Origin of the sequence: Pseudomonas sp. SMSB3, assembly GCF_052041965.1 — a bacterium.
Lineage (GTDB): Bacteria > Pseudomonadota > Gammaproteobacteria > Pseudomonadales > Pseudomonadaceae > Aquipseudomonas.
Genome location: NZ_JBKGGV010000001.1, coordinates 150,206 through 164,614 on the forward strand (window position 1 = coordinate 150,206; position 14,409 = coordinate 164,614).

Annotated in this window: 12 protein-coding genes and 2 pseudogenes; 8 read left to right on the forward strand and 6 right to left on the reverse strand. The window is 63.5% G+C overall.

Features of this window, described 5'->3' with window-relative positions; translation table 11 throughout:
* Window positions 1-37: 37 nt before the first annotated feature.
* Entirely contained in the window at window positions 38-2,128 is a 2,091-nt protein-coding gene (gene pta, locus ACLEJW_RS00725; protein WP_145191835.1) for a phosphate acetyltransferase, read from the reverse strand.
* A 31-nt stretch (window positions 2,129-2,159) separates the two neighbouring features.
* Window positions 2,160-2,462, reverse strand: coding sequence for a DUF3565 domain-containing protein (locus ACLEJW_RS00730; protein WP_145191837.1), 303 nt, complete (start codon window positions 2,460-2,462; stop codon window positions 2,160-2,162).
* On the opposite strand from ACLEJW_RS00730, the gene ACLEJW_RS00735 reads away from it, so the two are divergent.
* The 3 genes from ACLEJW_RS00735 to ACLEJW_RS00745 all read left to right on the forward strand — a co-directional run bounded on the left by ACLEJW_RS00735 (window position 2,461) and on the right by ACLEJW_RS00745 (window position 4,764).
* Complete coding sequence (locus ACLEJW_RS00735) at window positions 2,461-2,946, forward strand: FKBP-type peptidyl-prolyl cis-trans isomerase (protein WP_313296495.1); 486 nt, start codon at window positions 2,461-2,463, stop codon at window positions 2,944-2,946. The two genes, ACLEJW_RS00730 and ACLEJW_RS00735, sit on opposite strands and share 2 nt — an antisense overlap.
* Before the next feature lie 143 nt (window positions 2,947-3,089).
* A complete protein-coding gene (locus ACLEJW_RS00740; protein WP_145191842.1) occupies window positions 3,090-3,572 on the forward strand; it encodes a glutathione peroxidase in 483 nt (160 codons plus the stop codon).
* A gap of 88 nt (window positions 3,573-3,660) precedes the next feature.
* Window positions 3,661-4,764, forward strand: a complete 1,104-nt coding sequence (locus ACLEJW_RS00745) for an NADH:flavin oxidoreductase (protein WP_440776845.1) — start codon at window positions 3,661-3,663, stop codon at window positions 4,762-4,764.
* On the opposite strand, the gene ACLEJW_RS00750 is transcribed toward ACLEJW_RS00745, so the two are convergent.
* Window positions 4,733-5,944 carry a glycosyltransferase family 4 protein gene (locus ACLEJW_RS00750; protein WP_440776846.1) on the reverse strand — a complete coding sequence of 404 codons (1,212 nt, stop codon included), beginning with the start codon at window positions 5,942-5,944 and terminating at the stop codon, window positions 4,733-4,735. The two genes, ACLEJW_RS00745 and ACLEJW_RS00750, sit on opposite strands and share 32 nt — an antisense overlap.
* Window positions 5,945-6,190: 246 nt before the next feature.
* Between ACLEJW_RS00750 and ACLEJW_RS00755 the strand changes: the two are divergent.
* Together ACLEJW_RS00755 and ACLEJW_RS00760 are read left to right on the forward strand one after the other, a co-directional pair.
* Window positions 6,191-6,829 (forward strand): annotated as a pseudogene (locus ACLEJW_RS00755) (PAS domain-containing protein); the annotation flags it as partial.
* A gap of 228 nt (window positions 6,830-7,057) precedes the next feature.
* Window positions 7,058-7,417: pseudogene (locus ACLEJW_RS00760) on the forward strand (methyl-accepting chemotaxis protein); the annotation flags it as partial.
* Window positions 7,418-7,469: 52 nt separating this feature from the next.
* Here ACLEJW_RS00760 and ACLEJW_RS00765 read toward each other — a convergent pair.
* On the reverse strand, window positions 7,470-7,859 hold the full coding sequence (locus tag ACLEJW_RS00765) for a hypothetical protein (protein WP_313296510.1): 390 nt from the start codon (window positions 7,857-7,859) through the stop codon (window positions 7,470-7,472).
* Between the two features lie 324 nt (window positions 7,860-8,183).
* On the opposite strand from ACLEJW_RS00765, the gene ACLEJW_RS00770 reads away from it, so the two are divergent.
* The gene (locus tag ACLEJW_RS00770; protein ID WP_313296513.1) at window positions 8,184-8,975 is read left to right on the forward strand and encodes a hypothetical protein; all 792 of its coding nucleotides are present in this window, start codon (window positions 8,184-8,186) and stop codon (window positions 8,973-8,975) included.
* A gap of 43 nt (window positions 8,976-9,018) precedes the next feature.
* Here ACLEJW_RS00770 and cysZ read toward each other — a convergent pair whose 3' ends face one another.
* The gene (gene cysZ / locus ACLEJW_RS00775; RefSeq protein ID WP_145191857.1) at window positions 9,019-9,747 is read right to left on the reverse strand and encodes a sulfate transporter CysZ; all 729 of its coding nucleotides are present in this window, start codon (window positions 9,745-9,747) and stop codon (window positions 9,019-9,021) included.
* 329 nt (window positions 9,748-10,076) lie between these two features.
* Here cysZ and trxB point away from each other — a divergent pair, with 329 nt between their 5' ends.
* Window positions 10,077-11,039: a thioredoxin-disulfide reductase gene (gene trxB, locus ACLEJW_RS00780; protein ID WP_440776847.1), complete on the forward strand. Its 963-nt coding sequence runs from the start codon at window positions 10,077-10,079 to the stop codon at window positions 11,037-11,039.
* Window positions 11,040-11,093: 54 nt separating this feature from the next.
* Here the strand turns inward: trxB and nadC are convergent, their stop codons facing one another.
* Window positions 11,094-11,942, reverse strand: coding sequence for a carboxylating nicotinate-nucleotide diphosphorylase (gene nadC, locus ACLEJW_RS00785; protein ID WP_145191863.1), 849 nt, complete (start codon window positions 11,940-11,942; stop codon window positions 11,094-11,096).
* 247 nt (window positions 11,943-12,189) lie between these two features.
* Here nadC and ACLEJW_RS00790 point away from each other — a divergent pair, with 247 nt between their 5' ends.
* Window positions 12,190-14,343 (forward strand): DUF1631 domain-containing protein, encoded by a 2,154-nt coding sequence (locus tag ACLEJW_RS00790; protein WP_313296520.1) that lies wholly within the window; start codon window positions 12,190-12,192, stop codon window positions 14,341-14,343.
* The last annotated feature ends 66 nt before the right edge of the window (window positions 14,344-14,409 follow it).

The following is a 14,409-nucleotide window of genomic DNA, read 5'->3' on the forward strand; positions in this document are numbered from 1 at the left end:
CGGCCAGCCCTGGCTGCCGACGTTTCGCAACATTCGTCTATCTTGCGTCGACACTGGCCTGAATCGCGGTCAGTGCGATGGTGTGGACGATGTCATCCACTTGGGCGCCGCGCGGCAGGTCATTGACCGGCTTGCGCAGGCCTTGCAGCATCGGGCCCAGGCTGACTCCATCAGTGCTGCGCTGCACCGCCTTGTGCGTAGTGTTGCCGGTGTTCAGGTCCGGGAACACGAACACGGTGGCGCGGCCGGCCACCTGGCTGTTCGGTGCCAGCTGCCGGGCAACCTGCGGGTTGGCGGCAGCGTCATACTGCAGTGGCCCGTCGATCAGCAGCGCTTGCTCGGCAGCCTGGGCCAGGCGTGTGGCCTCGCGAACCTTTTCCACTTCCTCGTCGCTGGCCGAATCGCTCGAATAGCTGATCATCGCTACCCGCGGCGCGATGCCGAAGGCCTGCGCCGACTCAGCACTCTGCCGGGCGATCTCGGCCAGTTCGCTGGCGCTGGGGTGCGGATTCATCACGCAGTCGCCGTAGACCAGTACCTGGTCGGGAAACAGCATGAAGAACACCGACGACACCAGGCTGGCGCCGGGCGCGGTCTTGATCAACTGCAAGGCGGGGCGAATGGTATTGGCGGTCGAGTGCACCAGCCCCGAGACCAGGCCGTCGACTTCGCCCAAAGCCAGCATCATGGTGCCGATCACCACCGGGTCTTCGAGCTGCTGCTCGGCCATCGGCGCGTTGAGGTTCTTGCTCTTGCGCAACTGCACCATCGGCTCGACGTAGCGCCCGCGAATCAAATCGGGATCGAGTACCTCCAGGTCTGCCGGCAAGGCGATGCCCTGAGCGCGGGCCACCGCCTCGACGTCCTCGGGTTTGGCCAGTAGCACACAGCGGGCGATGCCGCGCGCCTGGCACAGGGCTGCTGCCTGGACCAGCAACGGTTCGGCGCCCTCGGGCAAGACGATGCGTTTGTTGGCCTGCTGCGCGCGCTGAATCAGCTGATAGCGGAACACCGCCGGCGACAGGCGCAGTTCACGCGGCGTGCCGCAGCGTTGGTGCAACCAGGCAGCGTCCAGGTGGCTGGCAACGAAGTCGGTGATGAATTCGGCGCGGTCGCGGTCGTCCACCGGGATCTCGCGATTGAGCGAGTTGAGCAGATTGGCCGTGTCATAGGAGCCGGTACTGACCGACAGAATCGGCAGGCCTGCCTGCAGCGCGCCCCGGCACAGGCCGAGAATGCGCGCGTCGGGCTTGCTGTCGCTGGTCAGCAGCAGGCCGGCCAGGGGCACGCCGTTGATCGCGGCCAGGCTTACCGCGAGGATGATGTCGTCGCGATCGCCCGGGGTCACCACCAAGGTGCCCGAGGTCAACAGCGGCACCGTGTTGGCCACGGTGCGCGCGCAGATGATGATCTTGTTCATTCGCCGTTGCTCGTAGTCGCCGGCGTTGAGCACCTGGGCGCCGAGCAGCTCGGCCACATCGCGGGTGCGCGGGGCGTTGAGCTCGGGCTGGAAGGGAATGCAGCCAAGCAGACGGAAGTCGTTGCCGCGCAGCAACGGCGAATGCTCGCGCAGGCGGGTGGCGTAATCGCTCATGCTCTCGTCGCTGCGCACCTTGTTCAGGATGACGCCCAGAACCTTGGGGTCGCGCGGGCCGCCGAACAGTTGCGCTTGCAACTCCACCCGCCCAGAAAGCTCGCTGAGCGCCTCGTTTTCCGGGGCCGAGACCAGGATCACCTCGGCGTCCAGGCTCTTCGCCAGGTGCAGGTTGACCCGCGCCGCGTAGCTGGCATGCCGGGTCGGCACCATGCCTTCGACCACCACCACGTCGTTGCCGATGCAGGCTTGCTGGTACAGGCGGATGATCGCCTCGAGCAGCTCGTCCAGCTGGCCGTCGCCAAGCATGCGCTCGACCTGGGCAAGGCTCAGCGGTACCGGCGGTTTGATGCCGTGGGTACGCGCCACCAACTCGGTAGAGCGCTCGGGGCCAGTATCGCCTGGATGTGGCTGGGCGATCGGCTTGAAGAAGCCGACTTTCAGCCCGGCCCGCTCCAGGGTGCGTATCAGGCCCAGGCTGATGGACGTCAAGCCGACGCCGAAGTCTGTCGGCGCTATGAAAAATGTCTGCATGCGTGCTTCTCGAAATAAGCGGTGCAAGGAATCAACGCCCAAGGGTAGCGCCATCGGCCCCTCGTGCGCACCAGCCGCAGGCGAATACCTGGCCGATGCGCTGCGCGCGCTGAGCGCCATCGAGCACCCACGGGCGCGCCTGCCAGGGCGGCTGGTGGCGCAGGTGCTGGGTATGCCCGCAGGACAACTCGACCACCCAGTGGCCTTCCTGGTCCTGATGAAAGCCGGTGATCCGACTGATGGGCCGCCCCTGGTCCGCACTGCGGTCGCAATCGGACGGTGCCTTGGTTACACTTGTGCGCTCTACATACTTTTGCAAAAGGTCTTGCCCCATGCTGATCGCCGCCAACAAGGCAGTCTCCATCGACTATACCCTGACCAACGACGCCGGGGAGACCATCGACAGCTCCGCCGGTGGTGCGCCGCTGGTTTACCTGCACGGTGCCGCCAACATCATCCCAGGCCTGGAAAAAGCCCTGGAAGGCAAGCAAGCCGGCGACGAGCTGACCGTTGCCATCGAGCCGGAAGACGCCTACGGCGAGTACCTGGCCGAGCTGGTCAGCACCCTGAACCGTAGCCTGTTCGAAGGCGTCGACCAACTGGAAGTCGGCATGCAGTTCCACGCTTCGGCGCCGGACGGCCAGATGCAGATCGTCACCATCCGCGACATCGACGGCGATGACGTCACTGTCGACGGCAACCACCCACTGGCTGGCCAGCGCCTGAACTTCCAGGTCAAGGTCGTCGACGTGCGTGATGCCAGCGAAGAAGAAATCGCGCACCGCCACGTGCACGGCGAAGGTGGCCATCACCACTGATTTTCTGCGCTAAGCTCAGAAAGTCGCCAGGCGCTCGGACCAGCCGGCATGCCTCCCACAGGGGGCGCGCGGCTCGGACGGGCGCCTTTTTAGTGGGCGCCATTCGCCACCGCGGCAACCGTGAACCTGAGAGGGCAATGATCATGAGTGCATTTCACGAGCTGACGTTGAAGGCGCTGAACGGCGAAGACCTGCCCCTGGCGCCGTTCAAGGGCCAGGTGCTGTTGGTGGTCAATGTCGCCTCCAAGTGCGGGCTGACGCCGCAGTACGCTTCGCTGGAAAAGCTGCAGCAGCAATACAAGGGCAAGGGCTTCAACGTGCTTGGCCTGCCTTGCAACCAGTTCGCCGGGCAGGAGCCGGGCAGCGAGAAAGACATTGAGGAGTTCTGCAGCCTGAATTATGGCGTCAGTTTTCCCCTGGGGGCCAAGCTCGAGGTCAATGGGCCGCAGCGCCACTCGCTGTATCGCCTGCTGGCCGGCGAGGGGGCCGAGTTTCCTGGCGACATCAGCTGGAATTTCGAGAAATTCCTGGTCGGCAAGGATGGCCGAGTGCTCGCGCGCTTTGCGCCACGCACGGCGCCGGATGATCCAGCGGTGCTGCAAGCGATCGACAAGGCGTTGCTGTAAGGACGAATCACTCCTATCAATAATGCTGGGCTTGCGTACCGCCAGCCCCTAGGCTCTGGCGCATCGTCCATTCAAGCGGAAGCCCCCCATGCCCAGCAACGCACTGTTCCAGCCCGTCACCCTCGGCGCACTGCAATTGCCGACCCGCGTGGTCATGGCACCGATGACCCGGACTTTTTGCCCTGGCGGCGTCCCGCATGCCGGTGTGGTGGAGTATTACCGGCGGCGTGCTGCGGCAGGTGTCGGCTTGATCATCACCGAAGGCACTACGGTCGAGCACCGCGCCGCCAACGGCTATGCCAACGTGCCGCGTTTCCACGGCGAGGATGCGCTGGCAGGTTGGCAGCAGGTGGTTGAGGCCGTGCATGCCGAAGGTGGGCGCATCGTGCCGCAGTTGTGGCATGTCGGCGCGGTGCGTCGCTTGGGCACCGAGCCGGATGCCAGCGTGCCGGGCTACGGTCCGAGCGAAAAGGTCAAGGACGGCCAGGTGCTGGTTCATGCCATGACCCACGAGGATATCCGTGAAGTGATCGCCGCGTTCGCCCAGGCGGCGCGTGACGCCAAGGCCATCGGCATGGACGGTGTGGAAATCCATGGCGCGCACGGTTACCTCATCGACCAGTTCTTCTGGGCTGCCAGCAACCGTCGCAGCGACGAGTATGGCGGGGATCTGGCCGGGCGCTCGCGCTTTGCCATCGAACTGATCCAGGCGGTGCGGGCTGCGGTCGGGCCGGACTTTCCGATCATCTTCCGCTTCTCGCAATGGAAACAGCAGGACTACAGTGCCCGACTGGTGGATACCCCCGAAGCGCTGGCGGTGTTTCTGGCTCCGCTGTCCGCCGCGGGCGTGGACATCTTTCACTGCTCGACGCGACGCTTCTGGGAACCTGAATTCCCAGGCTCGGTGCTCAACCTGGCGGGCTGGGCCCGCACGCTGACCGGCAAGCCGACCATCACCGTAGGGAGCGTCGGGCTAGACGGCGAATTCCTGCAATTCATGGTGGATACCGACAAGGTTGCCCAACCTGCGAGTCTGGAAGATTTGCTGCGCCGGCTCGACGATCAGGAGTTCGACCTGGTGGCAGTTGGCCGGGCCTTGCTGGTGGATGCCCAATGGGCGCAGAAGGTGCGCGATGGGCGTGAAGCGGAGGTCTTGCCGTTCAGCCGCGAGGCGTTGGCGCACCTGGCTTGATGGCAAGCGCCGCGCCTGCCGCCAGTGGCGTCCGTGCGCTCTGGTGGCAGGCGGCCAGCAAGTACGACTCGAACTGTTCGACGACCGCCGGCCAACTTTGGCGACTGGCGTGCTGCCGGGCGTTCAAGCGCACCCGGCGTAGTGTTTCGCTGTCTTCGAGCAGCCAGCAGGCGGCTTCGATGAATGCACGGTGATCGCCTGGCATGGCCAGCGCCCCGCTGTGACCGGGACTCACATGCTGGGCGGCAGCCGCTTGATCGTAGGCCACCACTGCCAGTCCCGACGCCATGGCCTCGAGCACCACGTTGCCAAAGGTTTCATGCAGGCTCGGAAACAGGAACAGGTCGCCGCTGGCGTAGTGTTCGGCAAGTGCCTCGCCGGTTTGCGCGCCGCAGAACAGCGCGTCTGGCAACTGGCGTTGCAAGGTGGCGCGATAGGGCCCATCGCCCACGATGACCAGCCGCAGTCGCCGCTGCGCAGACTGGTGTTGCAAGGCGTGCCAGCAGGGCGCTAGCAGTGCCAGGTTTTTCTCCGGCAACAGTCGACCGACGTGCAGCACGGCGATGTCCTTAGCGCCAAGGCCCCAGCGCTCGCGCAGGGCCTGGCTGCGACGGCTGGGGTTGAACAGTTGCGCATCGACCCCTCGGTCCAGCACCGACACATGCGCGAAACCGCGCCGTTGCAGGGCCAGGCTCAGGCTGACGCTGGGCACCAGGGTGGCAGCGCTGCGCCGATGAAACCAGCGCAGGTAGTGGGTCAGCACGCGCACCAGCGCGCCCAGGCGCAGCTGGTCGCACACGCGCGGTACGTTGGCGTGATAGCCACTGACCACGGCAATTCCCAAGCGCCGTGCGGCACGCAAGGCGCTCAGGCCCAAAGGCCCTTCGGTGGCAATGTACAGCACGTCGGGACGCTGCCGGCGCCAGCGGCGCGTAAGCGTATGCATGGAAACAGCGCCCCACTGCAGCGCTGGGTACCCCGGAAGCCGCCAGCTGCGGCAGAGCAATAGCTCGGGCCCTGCGCGCATGGCCTCGTCGCAATGGCGGGTCCGCACAATTTCTACCCGATGGCCGCGCCGACGCAGCCCTTCGCTCAGTTGCGCAAGGGTGTGGGCCTCGCCGCCCATCTGCGCAGGGGCGGTTTCACTGACCAGGGTGATGCGCAGCGCACGTGTATTCATCGGTCAAGTGTCGAGCTGCACGGTTGCGGACACATGACCACTGCATGACGCTGCGATGACGCCGGCCAGCTTTCTTTCGCGCCGGTACTCAAGCGGCAGGCGCTGCAGCCGATGAAGAAGCATCCGAATCGGCAGATGCGCTCCGGGAGAGCGGTGATGTTCAACAACAAGCTCAAGAAAGAAATCCAGCAACTGCGCGAAGAGCTGATGGCCGTCGAGCAGGTCAAGAACAGCCTCGACAGCGAGATGCTGGTGCTGCAGCTCGACCCCCAGGGCTGTATCGAGCAGGTCAACGGCAATTTCGAGAGCGAAATGCACTACCGCGCCGAGCAGCTGATAGGGCGCAACATCGAAGACATCGTCCCGGCACATGTGAAGAAACTCGACTTCTATCAGCGCATGAAGCACGCCATCACCCGTGGCGAGCACCTCAACGGTGCGTTCCGCCTGCTGCGGGGCAACGGCCAGGAAGCCTGGCTACGCTCGATTCTGCAGCCGGTGAAGAACGCCCAAGGGCAGATCTGCTATTTCACCCTGCATTCGAGCGATCTGACTCGCACCATTGCCGCCTCGCGTGAACATGAAAGCCTGATCAAGGCGTTGATGCGCTCCACCGCGGTGATCGAGTTCAACCTCGATGGAGAAGTGCTGACTGCCAACGAGCGCTTCTTGCACACCATGGGCTACAGCCTCGAGCAGTTGCGCGGCAAGCATCACCGGATTTTCTGCGAGCCGAGCGAAGCCAATGCTGCCGGGTATCAGGCATTCTGGGAAAAGCTGCGGCGCGGTGAGTTCGTTGCCGACCGCTTCAAGCGCCTGGATGCCCATGGCCGCACGATCTGGCTCGAAGCTTCCTACAACCCGATCTTCGACGCCCATGATGTGCTGTACAAGGTGGTCAAGTTCGCTACCGTGATCACCGATCAGGTCAACCAGGAGCAGGCGGTGGCGCAGGCCGCAGACATTGCCTACACCACCTCGTTGGAAACCGACGGCTGCGCCCGCCGCGCCACCGAAGTGGTGACCCAGACGGTAGAGGTGATGCGTGGGCTGGAAGGCTCGATGCAGAACGCGGCCGAAGGCATCCAGGCACTGGACAAGCAGTCCAAGGTGATTGGCGCGATCATCAAGACCATCAGCGATATTGCCGGGCAGACCAACCTGTTGGCGCTCAATGCCGCCATCGAGGCGGCGCGCGCCGGCGAGCAAGGCCGCGGCTTTGCCGTGGTCGCCGACGAGGTGCGCCAACTGGCCTCGCGGACCAGCAGCGCGACCGAGGAGATCGCCAAGGTGGTGCAGCAGAACGAGCAGTTGGCCCAGGCGGCGGTGGACATCATCGACACCAGCAAGCGCCAGGCCGAGCAGGGCCTGGCGTTGGCGGCCGACACCGGTGGGGTCATCGTCGAGATTCAGGACGGGGCGAAAAAGGTGGTGGACGCGGTAGGCCAGTTTTCCAGCCAGTTGAGCCTCTGAGGCCGCGGCGAGCGGAAAGGGCACAGCACAGGCCCTTCCCGCCCGCTAGCGATCAGCCGGCTTGCTCTGTTTGCTTGATATGCCGATAGACCTGCGCGCAGGCCTCATTGACTGCCGCCAGGTCGATCTGCAGATGGTATTGCTCGCTATTGACCCCACGGGCGCCGAAAATCCCACCCATTAGGCCGATGCCAGGGGCTTCGCTGTTGAGCACGGCATCGACCAGCAGTTCGATCAGCGGCTGGCTGTAGTTGACCTCCCCGCTGTCCGCATCCCACGTGGTGTAGTGCAGCCGCTCGATCGGCTCATCGATCCCCACGGCTTGCAAGGCCTCGCGCAGGCGCCATTTGACCCGCTGCTCGGCGATCGCCGACCCCTGCAAGTGCTCAGGGATTGCGGACAGGTCGATGAAGTCTTTGGCCTTGACGTCGGTGAATTCCATGGTTGCGCTCCAATGCTAAGGGGCCCTGGGAGTAGGGCCGGGGACTGATTGGAAGTCATCGATGAACCGTAAAGGCTCTATTTATGTACCCCTGCGTGGTGCAATCAGGCGCCGCTGCCATGCAAACCGCTGAACCTCATCAGGGCTTGCGCACGATCGTTTCCAGCCTATCAGCGTGTGAAAGAGACATTTCCTACAGCGTTCTCAGGAATCTCCTAGGTCACTCCATGATGTGATTGCCCTCCACAGGCTAGGCAGGGGACGCCTTTTGCAATTCAGGCATAACCCGTCTGCCCTCCACATCAGAGAGGATTTATGCAGACCATGCTGGATTTGATTCACAACGCAACGCTACAGGCCTGGATCTGGGGGCCGTTGATGGGCGTTATTCTCGGTGCGCTGTTCGCAGGGTTGACCAGCGCTCCGACGGTCAATGCTCCCGTCACAGTCAGCCAGACGAAAAACGTCTATCTCACCAAGGTGATCGTCACCGATCCGCGCACGTCCTCAGGTGATGATGACAAGGGCACCATGGTCATTTTGATCGGTGCCGGTTTGGGCCTGGCCTTTTTGGTGTGGAAATATGCAGTCCACTTCGACGAGGTGCACAATGGCTTGATGGGGCTGCTGTTGACATTGCTGGCCTTCAGCTTGACCACTGCCGTGGTGTCCTTTTTCAAAGGGCAATTCACCTCGAGCAGTTGGGCGTTGTACATCGCCGCACCCTGTTCGATTCTGGTAGCGTGCGCAGCGCTGCTGTCATTGGCGAGGGTATCCTTCGATCCCGCCCTGACCCCCCTGGCTACTCAGCATACCTTCTTGAGTTTCTACACCCAAGGCCTGTCGTCCTACGGGCAGATCTTCATGATGTTCCAGGTATTGGGCGTGGCGTTGATCTTTCTCGTCATGGTATTCACCGGAGTCGCCTTGCTTCATTACCTGGCGCTGATGAATCAACGCAGCTACAGCCCGCTGCAAGGTCTGTGGATATTCTTGACCGGGCTGACCCTGGCGTTTTCGGGGGCGCGCTGGTTGTTCGTGATGGCCTTGTTGCTCGGGTTGAGCGCCTTGTTGATTGAGCCAGGCCTGATGACCAAATGGGTCACGCAACGATAGACCCATTGCCGTGCACGGGGCTGCTCACCAGCCCCTGGTCGAATCAGCCGCGCTCGCGCACCCAGAACAACGTTGCCCCAGCCACCGCCGCCGGCATCATCAGCACGTTGACCACCGGGATCAGCAACGCCAGGTAGGTGATGCCGCCAAACCCCAGGGACTGCCAGCGTTTCTGACGCAGCCAGGCGAGCATGTCCTGCCAGCTCATCTTGTTGTTGTCGGCCGGGTAGTCGATGTACTGGATGGCCATCATCCACACCCCGAACAGCAGCCACAGGGGGGCGGCGATCACGTTGACCACGGGGATCAGCGACAGGATGAACAAACCGATGGCGCGTGGCAGAAAGTAGCCCAGCTTGCGCATTTCGCGGCCGAAAGTGCGCGGCACCATGGCCACCAGTTCGCCCCAGCTGAACGCCGGGAACGGGTCTTGTCCGCGGACCACCACCTCGACCTTTTCTGCGAGAAAACCGTTGAACGGCGCGGCGATGACGTTGGCAACCAAGGTGAAGGTAAAGAACACCATCAGCACCAACAGGGCGACGAACAGCGGCCAGAGGATGTAGGAAAGAAAGCTTAGCCAGTCGGGTAGCGTCGGCATCAAGGCATCGAGCCAGAGGCTGAACTGATGGCCGGCGAAGTAGATCAGGCCACCAAACAACAGCAGGTTGATCGTCAGCGGCAGCAGCACGAACAGACGCAGACCTGGGCTGAGCACCAGTTTCAGGCCCTCGCGCAGGTACTGGGGGCCGGAGAGGACAGGGCTTGGCATCGGGATACTCCGCATAATGGGGAAACGCGCTGACCTTACCGAGTTTGTGACAGCGACGAAAGGCGCATGCACGCTGAGACATCGGTCGTAACAAAGCGCGCAACCCATGCGAGAGGACGCTGGGGCGGATAGAGGTTGCCTATGAGGTGGATTGTCGAAGGATATTTCCTTAATCTTTGCCTCCTCGCTACAGTGCGCTCAAGTTTACGGTTCAAGGACCTGCGCGTTGTAGCCTTCCCCAAGTGCTGCGTGGGTCCTTTTTAAATTGCAGCTGGCGCAGCCTGGCACAGTGATGCCGGGGGCTGCGGCCGGCTCGACAGGAGTTCGACATGTCTGAAGTACGTCATTCGCGCGTCATCATCCTCGGTTCCGGCCCTGCCGGTTACAGCGCTGCGGTCTATGCCGCGCGTGCCAACCTCAAGCCGTTGCTGATCACCGGCATGCAGGCCGGTGGCCAGCTCACCACCACTACCGAGGTCGACAACTGGCCGGGCGACCCCCACGGGCTGACCGGCCCAGCCCTGATGCAGCGCATGCAGGAACACGCCGAGCGTTTCGAGACCGAGATCGTCTTCGACCACATCAATGCTGTCGACCTGGCCAACAAGCCCTTCACCCTGCAGGGTGACAGCGGCACTTACACCTGCGACTCGCTGATCGTCGCTACCGGTGCCAGCGCCCGTTACCTGGGTCTGCCATCGGAAGAAGCGTTCATGGGCAAGGGCGTATCGGCCTGCGCGACCTGCGATGGCTTCTTCTACCGCAACAAGCCGGTGGCCGTGGTCGGCGGTGGCAACACGGCCGTCGAAGAGGCGCTGTACCTGGCCAATATCGCCAGCAAGGTGACCCTGGTGCACCGCCGTGAAACCTTCCGCGCCGAGAAGATCCTGGTCGACAAGCTCAACGCCCGTGTCGCCGAAGGCAAGATCGAACTCAAGCTCAACGCCACCTTGGACGAAGTGCTCGGTGACAACATGGGTGTGACCGGTGCACGCCTGAAGAACAACGATGGCAGCAGTGACGAAGTCAAGGTCGACGGCGTATTCATCGCCATTGGCCACACCCCGAACACGTCGCTGTTCGAAGGTCAGCTGACCCTCAAGGACGGTTACCTGGTAGTCCATGGCGGCCGTGAAGGTAACGCCACCGCCACCAACGTCGAAGGCGTGTTCGCCGCAGGCGACGTGGCTGACCATGTCTACCGTCAGGCGATCACCTCCGCCGGCGCCGGCTGCATGGCGGCACTGGACGTCGAGCGCTACCTGGACGGTCTGGCCAACGCCTCGTTCTGATCGAGGTACAAAAAACCGGCCGCCCTGGCCGGTTTTTTCATGCCTGGTATTTACTTACAGACTCAGACGCATCGACAGGTCCACCGCCTTCACATCCTTGGTCATCGCACCGATGGAAATGTAATCGACGCCGGTTTCCGCGATTGCTCGCAAGGTGTGCTCGTTGACCCCGCCGCTGGCCTCCAGCTTGGCTTTGCCAGCGGTGATCCGCACCGCTTCGCGCATCTGCTCATGGCTCAATTCGTCGAGCATGATGATATCGGCTCCGGCCTCCAGCGCCTGGCGCAGTTCGTCCAGGCTTTCGACTTCGATTTCCACCGGTTTGCCAGGGGCGATGCGATGGGCTGCGGCCACGGCTTCGGCAACCCCGCCGCTGGCGGCAATGTGGTTTTCCTTGATCAGGAAGGCGTCGTACAGACCGATACGGTGGTTGTCGCAGCCGCCACAGGTGACCGCGTATTTCTGCGCCAGGCGCAGGCCGGGCAAGGTCTTGCGGGTGTCGAGCAGGCGCACCGCAGTGCCCTCGACCAGGTCGGCCAGCGCCCGTGCCCGGGTGGCTACACCTGAGAGCATCTGTAGAAAGTTCAGCGCGCTCCGCTCGCCGGTGAGCAGCGAGCGTGCCGGACCTTCCAGGTGGAACAGCGGTTGATTGGCCATGGCCCGCTGGCCGTCGACCACCTGCCAATGCACCGCCACGCGCGGATCGAGCTGGCGGAACACTGCGTCGACCCAGGCCGTGCCTGCGATCAGGCAATCTTCGCGGGTGATGATGGTGGCCTTGGCCAGGCGCTCAGCCGGGATCAGTTGCGCGGTAATGTCGCCGCTGCCGATGTCTTCGAGCAACGCGCGGCGCACGTTGGCTTCGATCTCGGCGGTCAGGTCGGCAAGGCGTAGATTCGGCATGGTGGACTCCACAAGCTAGGTGCCGGCGATTATAGGGCAGGGCAGCCGCGCGGGGTACCGCCACGAGGCGACTGACCTTTGGTCAGTCCGAGTGAGCATAAGCTGTTGAATTATGGTCAGTAGCGGGTCAGATAACAGTGCTGGCGGCTGTCACATTTTTTATCGATAATGGCGCCCAACATTTGGCGTCATAGCTTTGACGAAACAAACGGTTTTCTCGTTCAGCTCACCCTACAAGGAGTCAGGGATGCTTAAAGAAGGCAAGGTGGTGCCCCTGGCGGCCGCCATCGATCGAGGCCAGCGCGCGCCGTTGCCTTGCCTTCCGGTATTGCTGCTACAGGTTCGTGACAACGCTGCCTTGCAACTGCGCCAAGGCTTGCAGGCTTTGTTCGACAATGCCGATGACACCCTGTTCGAGATGGCCGATCGCGCAACCGAGCGCTTCGACCAGAATCTGTACTTCGAGGCCATGCGCGACCTGCGGTTGAAACGCAAGAGCATCGAGCGCGGTTTTCTCGATACCTTCTATGAAGCCTTCTCGCAGATGGGACACTACGACCCCCTGGTGCAAGCGGCGAACAGCGATCTGCGCAACCCGTCGCAGCTCGAGCGGGCGGTCGCCATCGATGGCATGGTCGCGCGGGTGCTGTCGCGTGATGGGGTGGCCCTGCAGCAGCTGACCGTGCGCCTGCATTATGTGCTCGAGCGCACCTTCGACGAGCAGCGCAACCCGCTCGGGCCGGCCGCCTTGTGCGGTTATTTCCTCGATGCCGGGCGCAACCTGGGCGTGGGCCTGCGGGTCAAGCTGGTGCTGCTCAAACTGTTCGAGCGCTATGTGTTGCGCGACATCGACCTCTTGTATGCCCAGGCCAACCAGCTGCTCGCGGCAGCTGGCGCCTTTCCGGAGTTGAAGCCGGCGCCGTGCCGGCGTGCCGAGGACCGTCGCCTGAAAGCGCGGCGGGTAGCTGCTGCTCGCGCGTCGGCCGGCGTCGGCGCAGACACGGCTGGGCGAGCGTTCATGCGCTCGCTGGAAAGTGCGCTGGCGCCTTACCGTGGCCAGATCGCTCCGCGCGTGCAAGCCGTGGCGTCGGCCGAGCCCATCAGCACGGCGGACCTGCTGCGCCTGCTCTCGCACTTGCAGCACTACGTGCCCGCCAGTGGCGAGGATGAAGACTTCGAGCTGGGCCAGCAACTGGAGCAGCTGCTGTTGCGCGTCAGTGTGCGCAGCGGTACACGCCGGCGCATCGCCTGTGCCGACCTGGACGTGATCAGCCTGGTGGGGCTGTTGTTCGCCTTCATCGAGGCCGATGACAACCTGCCGCAAAGCCTGCGCGCGTTGATCATGCGCCTGCATATACCGGTGCTCAAGGTGGCATTGCTGGACAACAGCCTGTTCAGCCGGGCCAGTCATCCGGTCAGACGCCTGATGAACGAAATGGCCGCAGCAGCCTTCGGTTGGGAAACCGGCAATGACGGATTGCGCGATAGCCTGCACCTGCGCGTAGAGCGGATCGTGCAGCGCTTGCTCAGTGACTTCGGTGAAGACCCCGCGCTGTTCGCCGAACTATTGGAAGATTTCCTCGCGTTCAGTCATGACGAGCGCCGGCGCAACGAACTGCTCGAGCAACGCACGCGCGATGCCGAGGAGGGCCGCGCGCGCGCCCTGCAGGCCCGGCAACAGGTGCAGCAGGCGCTCAACCAGCGCCTGCGTGGGCGTAGCCTGCCGCAGGTGGTGGTGCAGATGCTGGTGCAGTCCTGGAGCCAGGTGCTGTTGATGGCCTGGCTCAAGCATGGCGAGTCTTCCAGTGCCTGGCAGCAGGCCCTGGCGACCATGGACAGTCTGTTGGCCAGCATCGCCCCCCAGCAGCACCCGCAGCGCCTGCTGCAACAGGTGCCGGGCCTGCTCAAGGCCCTGCGGGACGGCCTGGCCAGCGTAGCGCTGGAGTCGGCAGCCACCCGCGAATTCTTCATGCACCTCGAGCAATTGCACCTGCGCGCCTGTGGCGCCAGCGAGTTGCCCGCGGGCAGTGCCGAACTTGCCGAGGTGTTGGTGGCCGATGACGTGGTGCTGGCGATCGCTGACGAGTCTGCCGGCCTGTCGGTGGGCCTGCATGATGGGCAGGCAGCGCAATTGCGTCTGGTGCAGCGCTTGCGCATCGGCAGTTGGGTAGAATTGCTCGACGATGACGAGCCGCTGCGCTGCAAGCTGGTGGCGCGGGTCGACAGCAATGACCGGCTGGTGTTCGCCAACCGTACCGGCATGAAAGTTCACGAATGCACGGCGGCAGGCCTTGCGCAAGCGCTGCGCCGAGGCGAAGCGCGACTGCTGGATGACGGCTTGTTGTTCGAGCGCGCGCTGGTCTGCGTGCTGGCGGGCCTGCGCCAACAGTCGGCGCCGTGAGCCGGCGCCCTTACAATCATTCACATGCACAGTGGTCAGCAGCCAAGGCATACTCGGGCCTTGTAC

Coding starts and splice junctions, on each gene's coding strand:
- ACLEJW_RS00750 (WP_440776846.1), bottom strand. CDS start 5,944: ATGAATACACGTGCGCTGCGCATCACCCTGGTCAGTGAAACCGCCCCT.
- ACLEJW_RS00730 (WP_145191837.1), bottom strand. CDS start 2,462: ATGGGGCAAGACCTTTTGCAAAAGTATGTAGAGCGCACAAGTGTAACC.
- ACLEJW_RS00790 (WP_313296520.1), top strand. CDS start 12,190: ATGCTTAAAGAAGGCAAGGTGGTGCCCCTGGCGGCCGCCATCGATCGA.
- cysZ (WP_145191857.1), bottom strand. CDS start 9,747: ATGCCAAGCCCTGTCCTCTCCGGCCCCCAGTACCTGCGCGAGGGCCTG.
- pta (WP_145191835.1), bottom strand. CDS start 2,128: ATGCAGACATTTTTCATAGCGCCGACAGACTTCGGCGTCGGCTTGACG.
- trxB (WP_440776847.1), top strand. CDS start 10,077: ATGTCTGAAGTACGTCATTCGCGCGTCATCATCCTCGGTTCCGGCCCT.
- ACLEJW_RS00740 (WP_145191842.1), top strand. CDS start 3,090: ATGAGTGCATTTCACGAGCTGACGTTGAAGGCGCTGAACGGCGAAGAC.
- nadC (WP_145191863.1), bottom strand. CDS start 11,942: ATGCCGAATCTACGCCTTGCCGACCTGACCGCCGAGATCGAAGCCAAC.
- ACLEJW_RS00735 (WP_313296495.1), top strand. CDS start 2,461: ATGCTGATCGCCGCCAACAAGGCAGTCTCCATCGACTATACCCTGACC.
- ACLEJW_RS00745 (WP_440776845.1), top strand. CDS start 3,661: ATGCCCAGCAACGCACTGTTCCAGCCCGTCACCCTCGGCGCACTGCAA.
- ACLEJW_RS00770 (WP_313296513.1), top strand. CDS start 8,184: ATGCTGGATTTGATTCACAACGCAACGCTACAGGCCTGGATCTGGGGG.
- ACLEJW_RS00765 (WP_313296510.1), bottom strand. CDS start 7,859: ATGGAATTCACCGACGTCAAGGCCAAAGACTTCATCGACCTGTCCGCA.